The sequence below is a fragment of the Streptomyces sp. NPDC006134 genome (assembly GCF_040628835.1).
GTDB lineage: Bacteria > Actinomycetota > Actinomycetes > Streptomycetales > Streptomycetaceae > Streptomyces.
In genome coordinates, this window is the sequence record NZ_JBEXTV010000025.1 from 90,963 (window position 1) to 112,976 (window position 22,014).

The 22,014-nt window shown below is 72.3% G+C and carries 12 protein-coding genes; 1 reads left to right on the forward strand and 11 read right to left on the reverse strand.

From position 1 onward, the window contains the following. Positions 1-83: 83 nt before the first annotated feature. The 5 genes from ABZ340_RS18470 to ABZ340_RS18490 all read right to left on the reverse strand — a co-directional run bounded on the left by ABZ340_RS18470 (position 84) and on the right by ABZ340_RS18490 (position 11,214). Positions 84-2,219 carry an AIPR family protein gene (locus ABZ340_RS18470; protein ID WP_358782819.1) on the reverse strand — a complete coding sequence of 712 codons (2,136 nt, stop codon included), beginning with the start codon at positions 2,217-2,219 and terminating at the stop codon, positions 84-86. Between the two features lie 319 nt (positions 2,220-2,538). Continuing rightward, positions 2,539-5,721 (reverse strand): type I restriction endonuclease, encoded by a 3,183-nt coding sequence (locus tag ABZ340_RS18475; RefSeq protein ID WP_358782820.1) that lies wholly within the window; start codon positions 5,719-5,721, stop codon positions 2,539-2,541. Continuing rightward, a complete protein-coding gene (locus tag ABZ340_RS18480; RefSeq protein WP_358782821.1) occupies positions 5,718-6,986 on the reverse strand; it encodes a restriction endonuclease subunit S in 1,269 nt (422 codons plus the stop codon). Before ABZ340_RS18480 ends, ABZ340_RS18475 begins: the two co-directional genes overlap by 4 nt. Beyond that, on the reverse strand, positions 6,983-8,974 hold the full coding sequence (locus ABZ340_RS18485; RefSeq protein WP_358782822.1) for a class I SAM-dependent DNA methyltransferase: 1,992 nt from the start codon (positions 8,972-8,974) through the stop codon (positions 6,983-6,985). The genes ABZ340_RS18480 and ABZ340_RS18485 overlap by 4 nt, the downstream gene beginning before the upstream one ends. Positions 8,975-9,078: 104 nt before the next feature. Beyond that, a complete protein-coding gene (locus tag ABZ340_RS18490; RefSeq protein WP_358782823.1) occupies positions 9,079-11,214 on the reverse strand; it encodes an N-6 DNA methylase in 2,136 nt (711 codons plus the stop codon). 275 nt (positions 11,215-11,489) lie between these two features. Between ABZ340_RS18490 and ABZ340_RS18495 the strand changes: the two genes are divergently transcribed. Beyond that, positions 11,490-12,752 (forward strand): RNase H family protein, encoded by a 1,263-nt coding sequence (locus tag ABZ340_RS18495; RefSeq protein ID WP_358782824.1) that lies wholly within the window; start codon positions 11,490-11,492, stop codon positions 12,750-12,752. A 289-nt stretch (positions 12,753-13,041) separates the two neighbouring features. On the opposite strand, the gene ABZ340_RS18500 is transcribed toward ABZ340_RS18495, so the two are convergent. Genes ABZ340_RS18500 through ABZ340_RS18525 form a run of 6 tightly spaced genes read right to left on the reverse strand, consistent with a single transcriptional unit; the run spans position 13,042 to position 21,898 of the window. Next, positions 13,042-14,799 carry an ABC transporter ATP-binding protein gene (locus tag ABZ340_RS18500; RefSeq protein ID WP_358782825.1) on the reverse strand — a complete coding sequence of 586 codons (1,758 nt, stop codon included), beginning with the start codon at positions 14,797-14,799 and terminating at the stop codon, positions 13,042-13,044. After that, a complete protein-coding gene (locus ABZ340_RS18505) occupies positions 14,796-16,544 on the reverse strand; it encodes an ABC transporter ATP-binding protein (RefSeq protein WP_358782826.1) in 1,749 nt (582 codons plus the stop codon). The genes ABZ340_RS18500 and ABZ340_RS18505 overlap by 4 nt, the downstream gene beginning before the upstream one ends. Beyond that, positions 16,541-17,815, reverse strand: coding sequence for a SagB/ThcOx family dehydrogenase (locus ABZ340_RS18510; RefSeq protein ID WP_358782827.1), 1,275 nt, complete (start codon positions 17,813-17,815; stop codon positions 16,541-16,543). The genes ABZ340_RS18505 and ABZ340_RS18510 overlap by 4 nt, the downstream gene beginning before the upstream one ends. Positions 17,816-17,826: 11 nt before the next feature. Then, a complete protein-coding gene (locus ABZ340_RS18515; protein WP_358782828.1) occupies positions 17,827-19,206 on the reverse strand; it encodes a YcaO-like family protein in 1,380 nt (459 codons plus the stop codon). After that, positions 19,203-20,708, reverse strand: a complete 1,506-nt coding sequence (locus ABZ340_RS18520; protein ID WP_358782829.1) for a CocE/NonD family hydrolase — start codon at positions 20,706-20,708, stop codon at positions 19,203-19,205. The genes ABZ340_RS18515 and ABZ340_RS18520 overlap by 4 nt, the downstream gene beginning before the upstream one ends. Next, positions 20,705-21,898 (reverse strand): hypothetical protein, encoded by a 1,194-nt coding sequence (locus ABZ340_RS18525; protein WP_358782830.1) that lies wholly within the window; start codon positions 21,896-21,898, stop codon positions 20,705-20,707. Before ABZ340_RS18525 ends, ABZ340_RS18520 begins: the two co-directional genes overlap by 4 nt. Positions 21,899-22,014 lie beyond the last annotated feature (116 nt).

The following is a 22,014-nucleotide window of genomic DNA, read 5'->3' on the forward strand; positions in this document are numbered from 1 at the left end:
CGAGCACGCGACCTGGGGCCCGGCACCGAGCGGTGCCGGGCCCCAGGCGCTGCCAGAAGTCGTCCAGCCCTTACAACCCGTACTTACTCTTGTTCGGCCTGTTCATCGTGCAGTGCTCGTGCGAGATCGGAGAGAGTGGCGGTACCGTCCAACGTCCACCGCGCGGGCCCTTGCACTGCCACGGGTGCCTCCTGCCAGCCGGCGAGTTCGTAAAGGTTCAGGACCAGACGAGTCGGCGAGTAGGCCTTCCCGTCGACCGCCCATACAAGGCACCGCGTCCGGTCGTTCACCCAGGTGGCTTCACCGCGCCGGGGATCCTCCGCGAGCCAAGGGGTGAGCGCTTCGATCTCGGGTTTGTTCCACAAACGTAGCCGGACTGGTGTGCCGTTCTTGATCCTTCCGCTGTCTACAAGAGTGGGCACAGCGTTGGGGCGACGTGGCTTGCGCTTACTCCCCTTGGTGGCCTTGTAGATCGCTGGCAGGGTGGGGATGACTCCTTCGCGTTGAGCGTCACGCAATACCAGCTCAGCAAGCCGCTTGCAGCGCCCGGCGTCAGTGAGTGTTCCGCTGAGGAAGGAGGTAGGTCCGTACTCCGTGTCGATGTGGTGGATCAACCAGGACAGAACCCGATTGGTGAGTGCAGGCACCTCTTGCAGTGTCGCGTCCCAGTCGTACTCCGGATCATCGATGCGATCCTGGTCGAGAAGCTGAAAGACCAGATGGGTGATGAGCAGGTCACCCCGCTGGCTCACGTCGGCGGCGCGCTTCTGGAACCGCTTGCGTTCTTCGTTGAGAGCGGTGCCCACAGCACGGTGCACAAGCACCGAACGCCAGATTTGGAAAGCACTGGGACGCTCTCCGAAGAGGCGAGGGTAGGCGCCTCTGTTGCCACGCTCCCAGAGGAGGTCTGTGTCCCGTTTTGCCCGTACCGCGAATTCGGTGTTGCGGTGCGCACAAGCCAGGGCAATGGCGGCGTGCACAACGGAGCAACCTTCGTCCGGCGCCGGGTCGGGCTCCCCACGCTTGAACACGTAGGACTTTTGAAGAGACAGCATGAAGTCTTCGCGGATCATCGCCTGCACCTCGTCCAAGGCAATGAAGTCGCGCTGCTCTACGTGGTTTTGTGTATTGGTTGTCTCGGTGATGCGCTGCGCGAGATCCGGCATGCCCTTGTCGACAACGATCACCTTGACCGTGACCTCGGCGTCCTCCACCGCTTCGGGTGACGCCTCCATAGCGCGATATGCCGCCGCGACGGTTTGTGCGCCGTTTACGACGCTGACTCCTGAGACATGCAAGTGCACGGGCTCGTCTGGACGGCGGCGTCCTGGCCATTCCTCCTCGAGTTGATCGCACAGCATCGTCACCCCGTTGTTGAAAAGCCAGAAGTTCTCAGGCTCATTCACCAGAGTGCTCAGCATGCCCGAATTAACTGGGGTGGTGCCGAGGGACTGGCGCAAGTTCTGCTCGTACAACCGGCTTTCATGTGTCTGATACCACTCGGCGACATTGCTGGCCGGAACCGTGCCCTGGTAAGCGGTGAGTGGAGTGTTCCGCCGGAGCCAGTTCGTCATCCGCACGGTCACCCGTACGGGCTCCGGCGCGAGATCCCCACGGATCTGCCGGAGGATGTCCGCAGCGTGGACTACGCGGTACTCAAGGACCGGCCCGAGGCCGTTGAACTCGTTTCGGGCGTCTTCCAGAACGTTGGTGGCTTCCTTGCTGAGGGTTCCCACTCCCATGACAGCGATCACCAGAGTCACCTTCAGCCGGGCGTCGTGCATCGCTGCGTTGACACGAGCGGCGATTGGCTCCAGGCGGTCGTTGAAACGGTCGAAACTTCGCTGTTCGATGAGGCGGAGACCAGCGATGAGCTTGTGGGCCGCGTTGGTGTCGAGCTTGCCCTTGCCTTCGTCGCTCCACTTGGCTTGAACGAGCCAGACTTCTTGCGTGCCCTCGGTGACTGCTACGCCGTCGATGCCTTGATCATCTTCACCGTCAATGACGGAGGCGCCGGCGGTCTTGTGATCGCAGCCGGTCACTTCGCGGATAGCGGCCGCCGTTAACGCGCGGGAGAGGAACCGCTGTTCGTAGCCCTGCTGGTCGTACCCCTTGAGGTCCTCGTCGTAGATGAGGCCCTGGTACTGCTGCAAAAGCGCAGTGCGGATCTGGTGGATATGGATGGGGGCTGTTGCAGCCCTGCGTTCTGTCTCTTCCAACTCTGTCCCCGGTACCATGTGCTGCGTCGCCCTGACGCAGTCTAGCCCTGATCTTTCATGACGGTCTGCCGACGGAGTCGGCGGATGCTTCTCGCGCTGTCGGTTGGGGCGTGGACAGCTCCATGGCTCGAGTGTCGCCTCGGGGGTAACGCCGGGTCTCACTGCTTCGGGCCTTGAGATGCTGTCGAAGGGGTGGTGAATCCGTCGATCATAAAACGCGGTATAGCTTGCAAGCCCGTCCATGTCCATCAGGCCGGGGCAGCTCCAGACAGGTGCGGCTGCGGTCCGGAACCGACTGGGTGCCGGACCACAGCCACTGTCAGAAGTCGTCCAGCCCTTCCTCCCGGCGGATCATCCGCCAGGCCGCGCGGCGGGCGCTGCGGTCGAGGTTGGACTTGAAGTCGCGGTCCGTTCCGAAGTACCGCTTGCCGAGGGTGTCGATCGTGGAGACATGGTCCATCATGTTCTCCTCGAACTTCTTGTCGAAGACGACGCCGAAGTTCTCCTCGTCGTTGACGAGGGCGGCTGCCCGGACCTTCGGGTCCTTCTTCGTCGCGTTGAAGGCCGGGAGGACGTCCTCCTCGGTGAACTCCGTGCCGAACTTGGCGTTGAACTTCTCGATCAGCTCGGACAGCAGCGACTTCTCGGCGTCCTTCCCGCCGCCGACCCCGTCGCCGAACCCCTTGAGTTCGGCCGGGCCCTCGGACGTGAGGGACTTGTCGTGCTCGCCGGTCTTCTCGACGCGCAGGTGGCTGAGGTCGACTTCCCCTATGTCGACGCCGCCGTCCGCGAGGCGGGGCAGCCGGTTGAGCAGGTAGCGCCCGTACAGGTACAGCCGCTCCAGGTCGGCGTCCTGGTAGGGGACGATCTGCGCGAGGAAGCCGTACTTGCGGACGTAGTCGTTGAGGTGGGCCCGGAACTCCTCGGCGGCCCCGACGTCGTCCTCCTCCTCGCTCTCCAGGAGGGCGCTGAAGCGGGTGACGGCGGGGGAGAGGATCCGGTACAGCTCGGCATGCAGCTTCTCCCACTTGGCCTGGGAGCCGCCGGCCTTCTCCTGGGCCTCGAAGTACGCGGCGACGAACTCGCCCATGTCCTGCTCCGAGATGATCGGCGCGGACATGACGCGGCTCTGGGCCGTGTAGAGGAGGTTCGGGTCGGAGGGCAGGGTGTGCGCCTCCTCGAAGTACGGGCGGAACGCGTCCTGGATGTCCTCGGCCTCGTTGACGAAGTCCAGGACGGCCAGGTCGGCCTGCGACTTGCGGTCGGCGGTGCGGTTGAGGCGCGAAAGCGTCTGCACCGCGGCGATGCCGGTCAGCGTCTTGTTGACGTACATCGTCGTCAGGAGCGGCTGGTCGAAGCCGGTCTGGTACTTCTCGGCGACGACGAGGATCCGGTACTCCTGCCGGCCCCTGCCGCCGGCCTTCGCGGCCTTGTCGTCGGCGCGGGTGTAGGCGAACGCCTTGGGCAGAGCGCTCTCCGGCAGACCGCCGTTCTCCTTGCTCTCGGTGGTCTCCTCGCCGTCGATGGTGAGGGAACCGGAGAAGGCGACCAGGACGCCGAGGTCCGGGTACTTCGTGTCGTACTCGCGGTCGGCGATGTAGCTCTTGATGGCGCGGGCCATCTGCACGGCGGACTGGCGGGACGCCGTGACCACCATGGCCTTGGCCCGTCCGCCGAGCCGGCCGCGGGTGTGGGCGACGAAGTGCTCCACGATCACCTGGGCGTGCTGGGACACGGTGTGCTCGTGCAGGAGTGCGAACCGGGCGAGGAGGCTGTTCGCCTTGGAGGGATCGACCTCCTTCTCGTCGTGGTTGAGGTTCGCGAGCTTCCAGTACGTCTTGTAGGTGACGTAGTTGCGCAGGGGGTCGAGGATGAAGCCCTCCTCGATGGCCTGGCGCATGGAGTAGGTGTGGAAGGGGCGGTAGACGGTCTTGCCGTTCTCCACCGCTTCCGTGCCGAAGAGTTCGAGCGTCTTGGCCTTGGGGGTGGCCGTGAAGGCGAAGTAGGAGAGGTTGGCGGCCCGGGAGCGCTCGACCGCCTTCGCCTTCAGCTTGTCCTCGACGGTGACCTTGGTCGCGCCCTCGTCGTCCGAGTCGGCGTCCAAGCCGAGGTCGCGCAGGGCGGACTTCACGGCGGTGGCCGCGTCGCCGGACTGGGAGGAGTGCGCCTCGTCCACGATGATCGCGAAGCGGGTGCCCTTGATCTCGGTCGGGTTGTCCTTGATGTAGTTCAGCAGCGCCGGGAACGAGTGCAGGGTGACCGTGACGATCTTTCCGGTGTCCCGGGAGAGGGCACGGGCGAGCTGCTCGCTCTTCGCCCCGTGCTTCTCGTCGATCTTCACGACCAGGCCGTCGGTCTGCGAGAAGCCGCCGACCGTCTCCCGGAGCTGGGCGTCCAGGTTGCGGCGGTCGGTGATGACGATGACCTTGTCGAAGAGGGGCTCGCCGGGCTTGATGCGGTCGGCGGCGACGGCCTCGGGGTCGAGGGCGGCCGGGTCGGCGTCGGCGTGCAGGTCGCTGAGACGGTGGGCCAGCCAGCCGATGGTGTTCGACTTGCCGGAGCCGGCGGAGGCCATGACCAGGTAGTTCTGACCCGCGCCGTGCACGGAGGCGTGCGCGGTGAGCTTGCGGACCACGTCCCACTGGTGGAAGCGGGGGAAGATCGTCGACTTGGTGGTGCCGCCGCCGGGCGTCCTGTGCTTCTGCTGGTGCACGAAACGCTGGAGGAGGTCGAGCCAGTTGTCCCGCTGCCAGACCTCTTCCCAGAGGTAGGAGGTGGCGTACTTGCCGTGGACGGTGGGCGCCGGGTTGCCGGCGCCGCCGGGCTGGCCGGGGCCGTTCGAGCCGGTGTTGAACGGCAGGAACCGGGTGCTCTTGCCGCGGAGCTGGGTGGTGACGAAGACCAGGTCCGGGTCGACCGCGAAGTTGGCGATCACGCGGCGCGTGAAGATCAGCTCGGTCGGGTCGCGGTCCGTGCGGTACTGCCCCTTGGCTTGCTCGACACCCTGACCGGTGAGCGGGTTCTTCAGCTCGGCGGTGGCGACGGGAATGCCGTTGAGGAACAGGGTCAGGTCCAGGCGGTGGCCCCAGTCGGCCTGCTTGGTGGCGTAGGACAACTCGCGGACGACGGTGAGGCGGTTGGCCCGGTAGCCATCGAGGACGGAGTCGTCGGAGATGAGGTTGGGCTTGAAGTAGGCGACGCGGAGCCGGACTCCGCGGTCCTTCACGCCGTTGCGGAGGACGTGGAGCAGTCCGTCGTCGGCGATGGCCCGGTCGAGCCGCTGCGCGAAGCCGCGCTGGGCTTCGTTGGGGTTGCCGCCGTAGACGGTGAGGAGTTCGTCCCACTCGTCGGGCTGGGTCGCGCCGATGAAGGTGAACAGCTCGTTGGTGTCCAGACCGAGGTCGGGCTGGTAGTCCTCCGGGTTTGCTTCCCGCCAGCCGCGCTCGCAGAGGGCGGCGACGATGGCGGAACCGAAGGAGGTCTCGTCGTGCGCGGGGCTCATGCGGTGACTCCTTCGGTTACGTTGCGGCCGCTGGCGGTGGATGCGTCGAACTGGCCGGTTACGGCGGCGGTGATGAGGGCTTGGCGGCGTTCCGCTAGCAGCGCGGACTGGCGGTGGAGTGAGCCTTCCAGGCGGTCCATCACCTCCATGTCCGCGTTAAGCTCCCTGACGAGCGCGGCCTGTTCAGCCTGTGGAGGGATGGGAATCTTGATGGAACCGACCGTCTCGGAGTTGAGGTTCAGCTGGGTTCCGAGTTTACCCAGTCCCTTGAAGGCGTCACCCAAGAGGAAGACGTAGTACAGCAACTCCGGATCTATGGAGGGATTCCGAACGGCCACGAATCCGTCATGGATGCAACAGGGAATGCGCGTGATGATGGGTTTTCCGACGGTTGCCGCGATACTGACGAACAGTTCACCCGGCCGTAGCGGGACGGAGAACGAGACGCCGAGCCGGGAAAGCCGCTGAGTGGTACGGGTCAGATACTTTTTGCTGGCCGTGACATCGGCGATGCGCACCCACGCATGCGTTCCCTCGTCGTCGAAGTAAACGGGGTCGTCGATGGGACGAGGCGAAGCCCCGCGCTGAATGTGCGCGATGTACCGGAGCGGGGCCGTGTCCCAGCTGTCGGGAACACCCGGCAGCCATGGAACCCTCGCCTGACCAATGGAACCCTGGCGTCCACGGCTCAGACGCTCGCGGATGACGGCCCGGCGCCGCTCGCCGACGAGGTTCGCCATGGCGGTACGCTTTTCCAAGACCCGGTCGATCAGCGCGGTTTCGGCGTCGAGGAAGTCGGCGATGCAACGCTGCTCGTTCACCGATGGCAACCGTATCGGAAGGTGCGTAACGTCCTCCGGCGCCACTCGCTGGTGGCTGCGGGTTACAGATTGAACTTGAGAGTCCAAGGCCTGGCGCGTTGTCTCGGACTGAAGGAAATAAGCGAGGAACCGAGGTTCGATCCTGGTCCCGGGGAGGAGGCCAACGAATTCGGTCGAGGAGACGATTGGCAGCGGCGATTCAGTGACGATCAGGGCCCGGCTCTTTCGCGGGTTCAACTTGCTGACCAACACCTCCCCACCTTGCAGTCGGAGCTTCGCGGACTTGATGGAGCTAGTTGCCTCGACCCGACCTGTTCCTGTCGCGTCAACAGCTGGGATGCTGTAATGCACCACCTGGCCGCCGAGGTTGGAGGGATCAACCGTTACACGAGTTTCGGTAACGACGGACCAGAGCGGCACGGTTTGCCAGTTGGTGGTCTTCATTCCGTTACCTCCCCCAGCAGCTCCTGAATCTCCGCCTCCAGCGCCTTCAACTCGGCGTCGATCTCCGCCAACGGCCGCGGCGGCTCGTACACGTAGAAGTTCCGCGTGAACGGAATCTCGTAGCCGATCTTCGTCTTGCTGTAGTCGATCCACGCATCCGGCACGTGCGGGTGGACCTCCCGCGCCAGGTACTCCTCGACGTCCTCGCCCAGCGGAACGTTCTCGTAGTCCCGCAGCTCCGCATCCGGCTCGGGCTGCCCCTTGACGCGCTGTACCTCGCCCTCCGGGTCCCGCACCCCGACGACCTCGCGCAGCGCCTTGTTGAACGGCGCACCCGTCGGCCACGTCCCGCCGGCCTGGACCACCGCATCCTTCAACGCGAGCCACGCCTCCTGCTTGGTGCCCCAGCTCGACCCCATCAGGGACTTGAAGGCGTCCGCCAGGGCCGGAGCCTGCGGCAGCTTCTGGATTGGCTTGGACGCCTCCAGGGCCGCCAGCGTCTCCTCCGTGATCTCGAACCGCAGCTTCAGCGGGCGCTCGACCGTGATCCGCTGGTAGCCGAAGTCCTCGTTGCGGAAGACCTTCACCTTGCCGTGCAGCGGGTGCTCCGCGTCGTCCGCGACGGCCAGCGCCTCGCCGTACAGCTTGACGATCGTGGCGATGTGCTCCTTGCCCAGTTCCTTGCGCTTGTCGCCCAGCGACTTGCGCATCTTCTGCCACTGGTCGCGGGCGTCCAGCAGGACGACCTTGCCCTTGTGGTCCGGGCTCTTGCGGTTGGTCAGGATCCAGAAGTACGTCGAGATGCCGGTGTTGTAGAAGAGCTGGTCCGGCAGGGCGACGATGCCCTCCAGCCAGTCGTTCTCCAGGATCCAGCGGCGGATCTCCGACTCGCCCGAGCCGGCCGCGCCGGTGAAGAGGGGCGAGCCGTTGAAGACGATCGCGATGCGCGAGCCGCCCCCGCCGTCCACGTCGACCGGCTTCATCTTGTCGATCATGTGCTGGAGGAACAGCAGCGAGCCGTCGTTGATGCGCGGCAGGCCCGCGCCGAAGCGGCCGGCGTCGCCGAGCTGCCTGTGCTCGGCCTCGACCTCGTCCTTGACCTTCTTCCACTCCACGCCGAACGGCGGGTTGGCCAGCATGTAGTCGAAGGTCTTGCGTTTGTGGCCGTCGTCGGAGAAGGAGTTGCCGAAGGCGATGTTCTCCGGGTCCTGGCCCTTGATCATGAGGTCGGACCGGCAGATCGCCCAGGACTCGGGGTTGAGCTCCTGCCCGTACACCTCCACCGTGGCGTCCGGGTTCAGCTCCGTGATCAGGTCGTCCATCGCGGAGAGCATGCCGCCCGTGCCGCAGGCGGGGTCGAGGACCGTGCGCACCGCGCCCGGGAGCTGGAGCGCGTCGCCGTCCGGGGCGACCAGCAGCCGCACCATGAGCTGGATGACCTCACGCGGGGTGAAGTGCTCACCGGCCGTCTCGTTGGACTGCTCGGAGAAGCGGCGAATCAGCTCCTCGAAGATGTAACCCATGTTGTGGTTGGGTACGACCTCGGGACGCAGATCCAGGTCGGTGAACTTGCCGATGACCTGGTAGAGCAGCCCCGCGCCGTCCAGCCGCTTGATCTGCTGGGCGAACTCGAAGCGGTCCAGGACGCCGCGGGCGTTGTCGGAGAACGCCCCGATGTACACGGTGAGGTTCTTCGCCGCGTTCTGCGGGTCCGCCGCGATCTTCCTCAGGGTCAGCGTGGACCGGTTGTAGAAGGCGTGGCCCGCGGCCCGGCGCAGGAAGCGGTCCGGGTCGATGTCGCCGTCCTTGTACTGCTCCGCGATCTCGGCGACCTTCTCGCGGGTCGGCTCCAGCACGCACTCCAGCCGCCGCAGCACCGTGAACGGCAGGATGACCTTGCCGTAGTCGGACTGCCTGTAGTCCCCCCGCAGGAGGTCGGCGACGGACCACGCGTGGTTCGCCAACTCCGTGTGCTTGCTGCTGTTCAAGACTTCTTCCGCTTCCCTTCCGGGGCCGGTACGGATGACTGTGGGCGCGGCGGGAGGGAACGTTCCTCGTCCGTCCGCGTCAAGAGTGTGGAGGGCTCCAAAGCCTAGGTGGGCTCCGGCACCAGCTGTCCGCCCGTGAGCCCCCCGCTCACGAGCCGTGCCGTCTCCTCGGCCAAGTCCTGTGTGCGCCGCGCCTGTTCGCGCAGCGCCTCGACGTGGCGGAAGGCCTCGCCGTACCGTCGCTGCTCCGCCAGCGGCAGCAGCGGTACGCGCAGTCGTCCCGGGCTGAGGTGGAGCGTGGAGCTGCCGGTGGAGGCGCCGGCCAGGTTGGCCTCGGAGCTGAGGAAACCGAGGAGGAACCAGGGGTCCAGCCGCGCCGGGTCCGGCCGGAACAGGTGGACGCCGACCCCCAGCAGGGTGCCGGCCTCCGCCTCGCCCGCGATCCGGGCCACGGGGCCGGTGCCGCCGACCAGGTTGCGGACCAGGACGTCGCCCACGGCGATCTCCGGCATCTGCCCGGCCTGCACGTCCAGGGCCCGCCCCGTCGGCCCGGTCCCGCGGGCGATGTCGCCGCCCGTCAGGACGGGGCGGCGTTCCCCGCCGTCGGCGCCCGCCTCCGCGTCCTCCGCCTCGGCGGCCACCGCCCGCGGCGAGACCGGAACCGCGCGCAGTACCTTCAGCGCCCCGCCCCGGGCCAGGTCCGACACCGTGGCCGTGCGCCACGCGCGGGCCGAAGCGCCCGCGGTGCCCCACGGCGCCGCGCCGGCCAGCTCGGCCACCGTCCGCACCGCCGCCGCCAGTTCCTCGCGGGCCGCCGCGGCCTTGCGGGCCAGTTCCTGCGGGTCGACGTCCGCCTGGGAGGCCCGGACCTGCCGGGCCGGGGTCACGTCGACGACCTCGTCGAGCAGGTCGACCACGCTCACCGCCCGCGCCACCCCGGCCTGCACCTCGAAGCCGTCCGGCTCCTCGGCGTACGCCGTCCATGCGGAGACGATCTGCTCCGTCACCCGCGCCCAGTCCACCGAACCCGAACGGGTTCCGCCGCGTTCCGGCGCCGACGGCTCGCCCGCGGTGTCGACGAAGAGCACCGTCTGGTACGCGGGCCGGGTCGGCTCCGGCCGTTGCAGTACCCACACCTGCAAGCCGATGTGGAGCGGGATCGCCGCCCCCGGCGGCAGGGCCGCCACCGCGCGCAGCGCGCCGCTGCGGATCAGCTCGGCGCGGATGCGGCGGCCGGACGAGCGGGACGCCGTGGCCGGCGGGAGGAGCAGCACGGCGTGGCCGCCCGGTTCGAGGTGGGCCAGCGCGTGCTGGACCCAGGCCAGTTCGGACTCGGCGCGGGGCGGGAAACCGTACGCCCAGCGCGAGTCGTAGGCCAGTTCGTCGTGGCCCCAGTCCCGGTCGCCGTAGGGCGGGTTGCACAGTACGGCGTCGACGGTGAGGTCCGGGAAGGCGTCGGCGCGCAGGCTGTCGCCCGTGCGCACGGTGACGTCCGTGCCCTCCTTCGCCGTCAGGGTCAGGCCGACCGCGGTGCGCCGGGCCTGGACGGGGAGGCTGTCCTGCCCGTACAGCTCGCGCGCGCCGCGCGCCGCGGCGGCCGCCAGCAGGGTGCCGCTGCCGCAGGCGGGGTCGAGGACGCGGGCGGGGGAGCCCGGGACGAGGCGGGCCAGCAGGCCGGCGAGCGGGGCCGGGGTGCGGTAGGCGCCGCTGGCGGCGCTGTCCTCCAGCTCCCGCTCCGCCAGGACGCCCAGCGCCGTCTGCGCGCCCTCGTCGCGGACGCAGAGCAGCAGGGCGCGCAGGACCGCGGTGTCGGTGGCGGTGAACCGGACGGGTGCCGTGTCCGGTACCACGTCCGCGACCTCGGCCGCCGCGTCGCTCGCCCGCTTCAGCAGATCGTCGTCGGACAGTGCGAGCAGGTCGGTGAGGCCGTCGGCGGGGCGGCGGGCGGCTGCCAGGACCAGCAGGAGCAGGTCGGACGTGCCGACGCCGGCCGGCTCGCGCAGACGCAGGGTGGTGCGGAGTTCGCCACTGGGCGTGGCCGCCGTGCGCTGTCCGCGTGAGGCGAGCCAGGCGCGGACCTCCTCCAGGTCGTACAGCGGGCTGCTGTCCGTGCCGCCCGAGGGGGCGGGGAAGTCGTCGTGCCGGCGGCGCCAGTTGCTGACGGTGGCGCGCGTGACCCCCGCGATGCGGGAGATCTCGGCGGCTGTCACCTGGGCGGATGGTGCGGGTGGCTGCGGCATGGGTGTGGTCCTGGCTCCGATGGTCGGCGTGGTCACACCCTACAGCGCGAGTCAACTCATGGAAACTGTTGGACAGTGCTTTCAAGCGCGTGCTTTCATGTAGTTGCTTCCGACGGTGGGCGGTGCTCCCGGCGTGAAGCGTCGCTTCCCTTACCGCAGTCATGTCCTTGAGCACCCAGCCCCGTGCTGCTCCGTTCCCTTCCGACGGGACGCCGGGGGACGTGCGACACCTCGGGGCCGACGACGGCCGATCGACCACCACCCAGGGGGAACCCATGCGCCTGACCCTGCCGAGCGGCACCCCGGAAGGAATCCCGCTCACCGTCATGCCGGTCCGCGAGGACGCGGTCATCGGCACCATGTCGCTCGCGACGCTGGTACGCCTCGTGCCGTCGCCGCGCCAGGAGGAGGACCCGCGCGCCCTCAAGACCGCGTCCGGGCACGACCGTCGCCGCGCCGAGCTGCGCGCGACCGTGCAGCGGACGCTGAAGTCCCAGAAGGGCAGGAACATCCCGGACTACGCCGAGTACATCGCCGCCGGCATCCTCGGCAAGCACGGCTCCGCCTGGTCCACGCCCCCGATCACGCTCTGGCACGCGGGCGAGATCGCCGCGATGAGCGACGAGCTGCTCCCCGGCCCGGGCCTGCGGACGCTGACCGTCGCCCCGGACGCCATGGTGATCGCCATCGACGGCGAGACCCAGACCACCGCCTGGCACGACATCTACCAGGACCCGGAATCCTTCGGCCTCACCTACGCCGAACTCGGCCGGCGGGTCCGCATCCCCTTCGAGCTCTACCTGGGGATCTCCCCGGCGGACGCGCGGCAGATCTTCTACGACCGCAACGTCAAGGGCGTCGACGTCGCCAAGAACCTGGCCATGTCCATGGACCAGCGCGACCTCGCCGCCGCCCTCGCCAACGTCCGCTCCGCCGAGACGGGCGAGGGCGGGGACGGTGAACAGCCGACGGCAGCGGTCCCGGCCGACGGGGACCGCTACGCCGTGCTCGCCGACCTCCCCGACACCGCCGTCGTGGCCGTCGCCGACGCCGCCGTCGGTGACGAGTCCGCACTGTGCGGCTACGGCTGGGCCGCCGAGGACGGGACGACCGGATACGGCGACTCCCTCGCCTCGAGCAGCGGCGAAGCCGAAGTCATCGGTGTCTGCGTGGCCGCCCTCAGCCTCCTCGAGCAGTACGAGGACGCACCCGTGGTCCTGCTGTGCGACAGCATCGAGGCGGTCGACGCGGTCAACACGGCCCTGCGCTCCGCCGATCCGGCAACCGTCCACCGCACCCTCCTCTTCCCGGAGAGCCGGCAGCTGATGGACCGCCTGCTGCGCCACCGCCACCGCGTCCAGGTCCGCTGGCTCAAGGGGCACATCGGCCACGACCTCAACGAGACCGCCGACGCCTTCGCCCGCCTCGCCCTCCGCCGCGCCACCGGCCGCATCCCCGCCTCCGCGGCGCGCAAGGAGGAGGCGCGGATCCTGCGCTCGCTCGGCGCCGGGGGCAGCCCTCTTGCGGCCGCTGCGTGAGGTCGTGGCCCGAGGGGACGGCCGGCATGGCGGGCGCCGTCTCCCGAGGGCATCCGGGCCTGTTCCGATCCGGAACACCCCGATCATCCCCGTGGAGTGCGGCCCCGAACGGGCGGAGGCACCGTGCCGGCCGGGAAGGTCCGGAAGACGGCCGGCGTCCGTCGTGAGGGTCTTTGTGAGGGTCTTTCCCGGTCGCCGTGTCCTCCTCGGACACCCACGGAACGACACGCGCGAGGGCCCGGCCACCTGACCGGAACCCTCGCGTGATGGGGACGGGCCCCACGCCGCCTCAGGACGGTGTGACGGCCAGTACCCGGCCGAGCGCGCCGTCGGGACGGGAGGTCAGTTCCTGCCAGGTGCCCTCCTCCACGACCCGGCCCCCTGCGAGGACCGCTATGCGGTCGGCGCGGCGGATGGTCGCCGGGCGGTGGGCGATGACGATCGTGGTGCGGTCGCCGTGGGCCAGCGCGGCGGCGAGCTGGGCGTCGCCGGCGTTGTCCAGATGGGCGGTGGTCTCGTCCAGGACGAGCACCCGCGGCTCGGCCAGCAGGGCGCGGGCCAGGGCGATCCGGGCGCGCTGGCCCCCGGAGAGGGTCGCGCCGCGCTCGCCGACGACGGTGTCCGGGGCGGCGAACCGGTCGATACCGCACAGCCGGGCCGTCGCGGCGAGGGCCTCCTCGTCCGCGTCCGGCGCCGCCAGCCGCAGGTTCTCGGCGAGGGTGCCGTGGAACAGGGGGGTGTCCTGGCCCACCACGGCCACGGCGGCGCGCAGGTCCGCGTCGTCGAGGTCGCGGACGTCGACGGGTCCGCCGCCGGCCGGCAGCAGCTGAACGGAGCCCGCGGACGGGTCCCAGAAACGCGCCAGCAGATGGGCACAGGTCGACTTGCCGGCTCCCGAGACGCCGACCAGGGCGAGGGTCTGCCCCGCCGGGACCGTCAGGTCGACCCCGTCCAGCACCGGGCGGCCCCCGTAGCCGAAGCCCACCCGGTGCAGCCGTACGCCCAGCGGGCCCGCGGGGAGCGGGCGGGGCGCGGCGGGCGGCGGGGCGAGAGCGGGGGCCTTCAGGGCCGCGTCGACCCGGGCGGCCGCCGCGCGCAGGCCCACCGCCTGGCTCAGCGACCGGGCCGACTCGGCGACCGGGCCCAGCACCGACAGGGCCAGCGTCATCGCCGCCGGCGCCCACGCACCGTGCAGCCGCCCGGAGGTCACGGACTGCGCCGCGGCGGCCACCACGCCGAGGACCGCGGCCACGATGAGCAGGTCGCGGACGGCGGCGGCCAGGGCCTCCCCGCCCGCCTCGGCCCGCTGCGCCTCGCCCACCGCCCGGCCCCGCCCGGCGAGCCGGTCCCGCCGCGCGGGCAGCGCGCCGAAGGCCAGCAGGTCGCGCAGCCCGTCGACCGTCTCCACGGTGTCGGCCGACAGCCTCGCCGCGGCCGCCCTGGTCCGGGCCCCGCGCTCCGCCCGCCCCCGCGCGTCGGCGAAGGGCGCCACGGCCAGCAGCGCGGCCACCGGGAGCACCGCCGCCGCCAGCCACGGCTCCACCCCCGCCAGGACCGCGGTCCCGCCGGCGAACACCGCACCGGACGCCAGGAGCTGGGCCGTGGTGTGGGCGTAGAAGAACTCCAGCGCCTCCACGTCGGCCATCGCGGTGGCGGCCAGGTCCCCGCTGCGCCGGCCGGCCACGCGGGCGGGCGCGCTGCGGGCCAGCCCGTCGAAGATCCGCACGCGCAGCTCCGCCAGCACCCGGTAGGCCAGGTCGTGCGAGAGGTCCATCTCCCGCCACGTCATGACGGCGCGTACGACGACCAGGGCGACCAGGGCGGCGACCGTGCCGGGTGCGGGGACGCGGCCCTCGGTGACGGCGGCGCCGACGGTGTGCGCGGCCAGCGTCAGCAAGGTGACCAGCGAGCCCTGTTCGAGCAGCGCGGCGGCGCACGTACGGGCCACCATGCCCCGGTGCCCGGCGAGGGCGGGCAGCAGGGCGCGCAGCGAGCCGCGCGCGGGAACGGCGGGGGCCGCCGGGCCGGTGGTCGTGGTGCTGCTCATGCGGCGAGTTCTCCTTCGTATGCCTGTCCCGCCCTGACGAGCCGGGCGTAGAGGCCGCCCGCCGCGACGAGGGCGGCGTGGTCCCCGACGGCGTCCACGCGCCCCCCGTCGAGCACCACGATGCGGTCGGCGTGCCGGACGGCGGCGAGCCGGTGGGCGACCACCAGGACGGTCCGGTCGCCCGCGGCGGCCACGAGCTCACGGACGATGTCCGCCTCGCGGCGCTCGTCGACCGCGCTCGTGGCCTCGTCCAGGACGAGCACCGGGGCGTCCGCCAGCAGCGCCCGGGCCAGGGCGAGACGTTGCCGCTGGCCGCCGGAGAGGGTCGCGCCGCGCTCGCCGAGGACGGTGGCGTACCCGTCGGGGAGGGCGGCGATCTCGTCGTGGACGCCGGCGGCGCGCGCGGCCCGCACCAGCTCGTCGTCGGTGGCGTCCGGGCGGGCCAGGCGCAGGTTCTCGGCGATGGTGGCGTGGAAGAGGTACGTCTCCTGGGAGACGACGGCGATGTTCCGCCGCAGCGAGTCGAGCGCGTACGCCGTCACGTCGCGCCCGCCGGCGGTGATCCGGCCCCGCCGCGGGTCGCGATGGCGCAGGAGCAGCGCCAGCAGCGTGGACTTGCCCGCGCCGGACGGGCCCACGATCGCCGTGGTGCGTCCCGCCTCGGCGGTGAAGGTGACCCCGCGCAGGGCGGGCGCTCCGGCACCGCCGTGCTCGTCGTAGGCGAACTCCACGTCCTCGAAGCGCAGTTCGGGCGGGGACGGCCAGTCCGCCCGCGCCGTTCCCTCCCCGGCCACCAGGGGCCGTGCCGTCCGCAGGGCCGCGAGTCCGTCCGCCGCCGACACGCCCAGGTACCCGGCGTGCCACTCGCGCGCCAGGTCGCGTACGGGACGGAAGCACTCCGACGCCAGGAGCAGCACCAGGTAGGTGCCCGTCGCCGTGGCGGCCCCGGTCACCGACGACCGGCAGGCGAGCAGCGCGGCGGCCACCGTGCCGCCCTGGACGGCCAGGTCGGTGATGCCGGTGTCCACGAGGGAGACGCGCAGCTTGGCGACGGTGGCCCGGTGCAGCGCCGCCGAGCGTTCCTCCAGCCGCTTGCGGGTGCGCCCGACCGCGCCCGCGGCCCGCAGCGCGGGCATGCCCTGGAGGGCCTCCAGGTAGTCGGCGCCGAGCGCTTCGTAGGTGTCCCAGTGCTCCCGGCCGCGCCGGGCCAGGAGCCGGTCCCAGGCGCGCGGCCCGGCCAGGGCCAGCAGCAGGGCCGGGACGAGACCGGCCAGGGCGAGCGGTTCGACGGCGGCCAGGGCGGCGAGCAGCAGCGGCGGCAGGCAGAGGGTGACCAGGAGCTGGGGGAGGTAGCGGGAGACGTAGGCGTCGACGCCCTCCACTCCGTCGACCAGGGTGGTGCGGACGGCACCGGCCCGGGCGGTGGTCAGGTGGGCGGGACCGAGCCGCCCCAGGTGGACTAGGAGTTTGTTGCGCAGGGCCACCCGGACCCGTGCCCCGGCGCGGGTGGCGGTGCGCCGCTGGCAGACGGTGAGCCCGGCCCGCGCGGCGACCACGCCGAGCACCGTCCCGAGGAGGGCGGGGAGCCGGTCCGTGGCGCCCCGCGCCAGATCGGCGAGGGCCACGGCGAGCAGGACGGCCTGCGCGAGGTGGGTGAGGGTGACGGCGCCCTGGAGGAGGGTGGCCGCGAGCAGAGGGCGCCGGGCGTACCGGGCGGCGCGGCGCAGTTCGGGGTGGACGATCATGAGGTCCCCTCCTCGGGATGGGTGCTGCCGAGGGCCAGGCCGTGGACGATCCAGTCGCGGCCCGGCGCGCCGCCGAGGGCGGCGCCCAGGTCGGCCTGCTGCCAGGAACCGACGGGCCGTCCGGCGAGTCCTCGCCGGACGGCGGTCACATGGGCCAGGTGGACGGCGAAACCGGCGCGCAGATGCACCCGGCGGATGCGCGGGGCGTCGGCGTCCGTGGGGCAGCCGTACCCGAGCAGGACCGCGCCCGCCTGTGCGAGCCACGCCTGGCCCGCGGCCCAGGCGGCGAGCGTGGGCCGGGCCTCCCCGGCGGCCAGCCGCCGCAGCGAGCCGTCGGCGGCCGGCTCCACGAGTCCGGCGTGCGGTTCGCCGACGGCCGCGCACCAGGCGAGTTCCCCGGCGCTCGCCGCGACGGCGGTGGCGAGAACCGCCCGCAGGTCGTCACGGGACGGGGCGCCGCGCAGGGGCGGCGGCGCGCTGCGGCGGGCCGCCGGCTCGTGGGGCGCGGGCTCGTGGGGCGCGGGCTCGTGGGGCGCGGGTGTGTCCCTCACCGGTGGCCTCATCGATGCCCTCGCTGATGGGGGTGGGGAAACCCGCAGTGCCGCGAGCGGGTCCGCGCCGAGCCCGCCGAGGTCCAGGGCGATCGAGCCCGCGCCCACCGCCCGGGCGGCCAGCCACAGCGCGGCGGCGGCGTGCCCGGTGTCCAGCAGGAGCAGCGGCCAGGCGCGGTGGCCGTAATGGGAGACGGTCCGCTGCGGGGTGACGGACAGCTCGATGGTCACGCCGGGGGGTGACGCTTCGCCGGACCCGGACCCGGACCCGGCTTCGGATACGGCTTCGGACCCGGACCCGGACCCGGATTCGGCTTCGGATACGGATACGGATACGGCTTCGGACCCGGACCCGGATTCGGATACGGAGCCGGACACGGACCCGGAACCGGAACCGGAACCGAGGGGGTGCACGCGGTGGCGCAGCGGGTCGTAGCCGTGGCGGCCGGGCGGCAGGGAGCAGCCCGGGCCCACCACGAGCCGGGCGTCCACCGGGTGCAGCGCCCCCGCGGACGCGGCAGGCCGCAGCCGCCCGCCGCGGTCCTCGGCCGCCAGGGAGAGGCGGAGCAGCCGGTCGAGGTCCAGTTCGCCGGGGCGGGCCGCCGGCAGGGGACGCGGCGGTCCGGGCCACGGGCGTACGGCGGGCCCGGCGGGCGTGTCCGGTCCGGGCGGCTCGGGGGAACGGGCCCGGGCGAGGGCGGTGACGAGATCGATCTCCACGAGGGCCGTCCTCACATGTGCGGCGGGGGAGCCAGCGTGAAGTCCTCCGGCGCGCTCGGCGGCGTCGTGCGCCAGCCCCGCGCGACGGCGGCGTCGGCCAGACGAGGGCAACCGAAGTAGCCGAAGGCGGCCGGGGCGTTGGGGATCAGTCCGGAGACGAGGACGCGGGCGACGCGCAGCGGTGTCTCGGCGACGTCCTCGGTGGTGAGGTCGAACGTCATGAGGCGGTGGCCGCCGTCGTGCAGCGCGCGTTCCAGCCGCTCCCGGCTGCCGGGCTCGACCGCGTCGACGGGCACGACCCCGAGGGACGGTTCGGTGAACCGCCGGGCCTCGGGCGCCATCCGCTCGTCCAGCCACACCTGCACATGCGCCCCCAGGTCCCGTACGCGCGCGAAGTGTTCGCCGCACGCGTCCAGGTAACGGCGGTCCGCGCGGTGGTCCAGGTAGAGCCCGCGGGCGAGCAGCCCGGCCTCGACGGCCTGGAAGACCCAGCCGTCGGGGCCGGTCAGGCCCTGCGTGAACACCCAGGTGTGGACGGCTTCGAGGACGGCCTTGCGGGCGGCCTCGGCCGGGTCGTACTTGCAGGCGAAGCCGGCGGCGTACAGGCCGAGGCGGGGATCGTGCACGAGCGCGGCCACGCAGGGGGCGAACTCCGAGGGCATCTCGGCGAGCCACACGTCGAGCGCGCAGCCGGCGAGGTCGTCGGCGAGGCCGGGCACGCTCGCCGGGTCGATGCCGCGGGCGGGGCCGTCGAGGTGCCACCACAGTTCCAGGGCGTCCCGCTCGACGATCTCCAGCAGGCCGCGCTCGACCGCGTCATCGAATCCCTGCCCGGTGGCGATGCCCGCGTAGTTGAGGTGATGGGTGCGGGGCAGCGAACGCAGTTCGCCCTGGCGCCAGTTGAGGTGGGTGAGCGCGACGGGTGCCCACACCTCGGCGCGTTCCCCGCCCGGCAGCCGCTCCTCGCCGCGCGTCCACAGGGCGGGCGTGCCGGGGGTGAGGCGGCGGTACGGGAACTTCTCGCGGGTGTACTGCCAGTCGGCGTACGCCGGCACCTCGTCCGGTCCGTACAACCGCAGGCCCTGGCCGGCCAGTTCGTCGGCGGTGGCGCGCAGCGGCGCCCCGGGGTGGCCGGGTGGCGGCACGCGGTTGCCGCAGTACCGTTCCACGCCTTCCGCTATGGCGGCGGTCCGGGCGGTTCCGGGGTCGCCGAAGGTGGTGCCGAGGGAGACCCGGTCGGCGGGCCACAGCCCGAGCCTGCGGGCGTCGGATATCTCGGCGGTGAGCGCGGTGTAGCGGGGCGGTGCGCCCGCCGGGTGCTCGACCGGCTTGACCTTGCGGACGATGCCGCAGACCGGGTCGACGAGGGCTTCCAGCGGCAGCGCCGTCATCGCGGGATCTCCTGTAGGGGGTCGGTGGGGCGGGGACGGGTCCGGAGCACGGGCAGCCGGAGCGCCACGCTCCCGGGGACGACGTCGCGCCGGGAGGGGAGCAGCCGGGTGGCCGTGACCGGGTCGTCGCCGGTGTGGGGGTTGCGGGCGTGGGCCGGGAAGTGGTGCCCGGCGATCTCCAGGCGCAGCCGGGTGCCCGTGGGCAGCCGCCGCGCGAGCCGGCCGAGTCCCACGGTGAACCCGGCCGCCCGGCCCGCCGGGTCCGTCCGCCGTACGACGCCGACGGCGAGTCGCTCGGCCCGGCCGCCGGGAGTGAGCGCGACGAGCCGGGCGGCCCAGTCGGCGGACGGGGTGCTGGCGGCGGCCCGCAGCCGCACCTCGGCGGTGCCGACGACGTCCAGGGGGCGCGGCAGCGGCGGGGTGACGAGCAGGCAGCGGTCGGGCGGGCCGCCCTGCGGAACGCTCAGGTCGTCGGAGCGCACGGGGCGTTCGGGATCGGCGGTGAAGGAGATGCCGCACAGCGGACGCAGGCGCGGACGGTACGGCTCGCCCTCCGTGTCCGCGGGCAGCCACAGCGGGCTGCCGCCCAGCGCGACCGCGCCGCGGTGCCCGGGCCGGAGGTCCCCGGCGAGGGCGCGGCGCGCCCAGTTCGCGTAGAGGTCGCCGAGGAGCACCCGGTGCGCGGGGTCGGCACCGGGGCCGGGCTCCGCGACGAGGCCGTGCCCCCACGGGCCCAGCAGCAGCCGTGCCGAGGGGCCGCCCCAGCGGCGCCAGAGCGCGACGGTGTCCTCGGCGAAGGGGTCGTGGTGACCGCCCACCGCCAGCAACGGCATCCGGGCACCGCCCGCCCGCGCGAGGAGCCGGCCACGCTTGCGGGCCCGCCACAGGTGCGGCCAGGAGGGCAGGTTCCGGCCCAGTCGCGCGGGCAGGCCGGTCAGCGGCAGATGGGCGAGCGCCTCCGGGTCGGCGGCGAGCGCCTTCGCCAGGGCGTCCTCCTCGGAGTCCCGCCGGTCGCCGTGGGCGGCCCACCACCCGGCCCGGGCGGCCAGCCGTTCCACACCGGAGGGTTCGCGGGCGGTCTCGGCCGGGCCCAGCGCGGGTACGGCGGCGATCACGGCGTCGGGCAGGGTTTCGGGCCGGGTGCCGGGCCGGGTGTCTTCGGGCGCGTCGAGCGCCAGGGCGAGGGCGCAGTGGGCGGCGTAGGAACCGCCGACGGCCACCAGCCGGCCGTCGCTCCACGGCTGACGGCGGATCCAGCGGGCGGTCGCCGCGCCGTCGGCGCCCTCACCGCTGTACGGCCGCCACCGCCCCGGGGAGCCGTACCGGCCTCGCACGTCCTGGGCGAGCGCGGCGAACCCGCGCCGGGCCCAGGCGTCCAGCTCGGCACGGTGCCGGCGGCGGTCGTAGGGCGTACGGACGAGGACGGCCGGGAAGGGACCGCCGCCGTCGGGGAGCCGGACGTCGGTGGCGAGGCCCTCGACGGTCACGGTGGACGGGGTCATCCGGCGTTCTCCGGCGCGGGGGCGGCGGGGGCCCCTGCCACCCTTGGCGAGGGGGCGGCCCCGGGGGAGTCCGGGTTCGCCGGTGTGAGGCGGGAGCCTGAGTCCGCCGGTGTGAGGCGTGAGTTGGGGTTCGCCGGTGTGAGGGCGGCTCCGGGGAGCTTCGTGTCTCCCGGTACCGGGGTGGCCGAGGGGTGCTTTGTGTCTCCCGGTATCGGGGTGGCCGAGGGGTGCTTTGTGTCTCCCGGTACCGGGGTGGCCGAGGGGTGCTTTGTGTCCCCCGGTATCGGGGTGGCCGAGGGGTGCTTTGTGTCTCCCGGTACCGGGGTGGCCGAGGGGTGCTTTGTGTCTCCCGGCACCGGGGCGACCGAGAGGAGCCTCGCGTCCCCCGGCATCGAGGCGACCGAAGGAACCGGCAGGACGGGATGTTCGGTGACGGTCAGCGTGCGCAGGTCGACGCGGCGGAGCCGGCGCCGGGCGGGCAGGGTGCCGGCGGCGGGGGCGCCGGTGGCCCACCGGGTGAGGTCGTCGGCGAGCAGCGCGGCGATCAGCCCGGCGGCGGCGACCGTCAGCCGGAAGGGCGCTCCGGCCGTACGGGGCCCGGTCCAGTAGGCGTTCAGCTCCCGGTGGGCGGGCGTGGCGGCCAGGCGGCGGGCCCGGACGTGGGCGGAGGTGACGTCCCCGGCCGTCACCGCGAGGGGCTCGACGTACGCCTGCGCACCCTCCCGGTGGCAGCGCAGCCACGCGACACCCCGCTCGGGCAGCCGGTCGGCGGCGTCCCACAGTCCCGGGGGCACGGGCCCGTCGAGGCACCACACGACCGCGGCCGCGGTCTCCGGACATGCCGGTGAGGCGGCGGTCCGGGGTTCGGCACCGGCCGCCCGCAGGTACCCGGCCAGCGGCTCGGTCAGGACGGGGTCGCCCATCAGCAGCACGTCCCGGCGCTCGGCGGGCCACGGGGCCGCGCGGGGCGCCGGTGCCGCGTATCCGGCGTCCTCGAAGGCCCGGACCAGCCGGTCGAGGCCGGGGCCGCAGGCGTTTGCCGCCGTGCCGGAGAGCCGGGCGAGCAGCGCGGCCTCGTCCGCCTCGCCGGTCCGCACGCCGAGGAACTCCCCGTCGGCCGTCCGGACGGCGAGCCCCCGCCCGGGCACGGCGACGATCTCGACACCGGGTGCGAGCTGGCTGCGGGTCACGTCGGTTCTCCTGAAGGAAGGGTGGGGACGGGGGACGAAGGACGGAGAGGACGGGAGCGAGCCGTGGGGGGGGGGGGGCGGGGCCCGCGGGCGGGCGGTGAGCGACTCTAACGGGG